General features: G+C 72.4%; 1 protein-coding gene. It reads right to left on the bottom strand.

Annotation, left to right across the window (positions count from 1 at the left end; translation table 11 throughout):
• Position 1: 1 nt before the first annotated feature.
• The coding region (gene cofH / locus AB0I53_RS49605) for a 5-amino-6-(D-ribitylamino)uracil--L-tyrosine 4-hydroxyphenyl transferase CofH (RefSeq protein ID WP_358618231.1) at positions 2–1,148 on the bottom strand (1,147 nt) is incomplete at its 5' end.

The raw sequence follows: 1,148 nt of genomic DNA, 5'->3' as shown, positions 1-1,148 counted from the left end.
GTTAGGCCGGGCTGATGCCCAGCTGAACCCGGCCGCCTCGCTCGTAAGTGGTACTGCGCTGCCGCGCCGAGCGGCCCGCCCGAGCCGCCAGTTCGTGCAGCTCCTCGACGCTGCGCTCCGAGCCGTGCTCGGAGCCGGCCATCCGGCTGATCGTCTCCTCCATCAGCGTTCCGCCGACGTCGTTGGCGCCGCCGTTGAGCACCTCCGAAGTGCCTTCGTCGCCGAGCTTCACCCACGAGCACTGGACGTTGTCGATCCGGCCGTGCAGCAGGACGCGCGCCATTGCGTGCACCGCGCGGTTGTCCCGGACGGTCGGGCCCGGGCGCGCGAGCCCGGCGAGGTAGATCGGCGCGTTGCGGTGCACGAACGGCAGCGGGACGAACTCGGTGAGCCCGGCGTTGCCGTGCTCGGCCGCGGCGTCCTGGACGCCGGCCAGGGTGCGGAGGTGGCCGAGCCAGTGCTCCGGGGTGTCGACGTGGCCGTACATCATCGTCGACGACGACGGGATGCCGAGCCGGTGCGCGGTGCTGACGACCTCGATCCACTCGGCGGCGGGCAGCTTGCCCTTGGTCAGCACCCAGCGCACCTCGTCGTCGAGGATCTCCGCCGCGGTGCCGGGGATGCTGCCCAGCCCGGCCTCCTTCAGCTCGGCGAGCCAGTCGGCGATGCTCGCCCCGGCCTTCGCCGCGGCGCTGACGATCTCCATCGGGCTGAACGCGTGGACGTGCATCTCGGGCACCCGCTGCTTGATCGCGCGCACCAGGTCGGCGTAGCCGGACACCGGCAGCCGCGGGTCGATGCCGCCCTGCATGCAGATCTCGGTCGCCCCGGCCCGCCACGCCTCGTCGGCCCGATCGGCGACCTCCTCCGGCGAGAGCCGGTAGGCGTCGGCGTCGCGCTCGCGCTGTGCGAAGGCGCAGAAGCGGCAGCCGACGTAGCAGATGTTCGAGAAGTTGATGTTGCGGTTGACCACGTAGGTGATGTCGTCGCCCACGACGTCCCGACGCAGCCCGTCGGCGATCCCGGCGAGCGCGTCCATCGCGGCTCCGTCGCAGGTCATCAAGGCCATCGCGGCGGCGGTGTGGCTCTCGTCGAGCAGCGCGGCGGGATCGGCCTCGGCCAGCCGCAGCCCCTCGCGCACGTCGGCG

Source organism: Saccharopolyspora sp. NPDC050389 (assembly GCF_040655595.1).
GTDB lineage: Bacteria > Actinomycetota > Actinomycetes > Mycobacteriales > Pseudonocardiaceae > Saccharopolyspora.
Note: the sequence above shows the minus strand (reverse complement) of the source record. Positions and strands in the feature narration are given on the sequence as shown.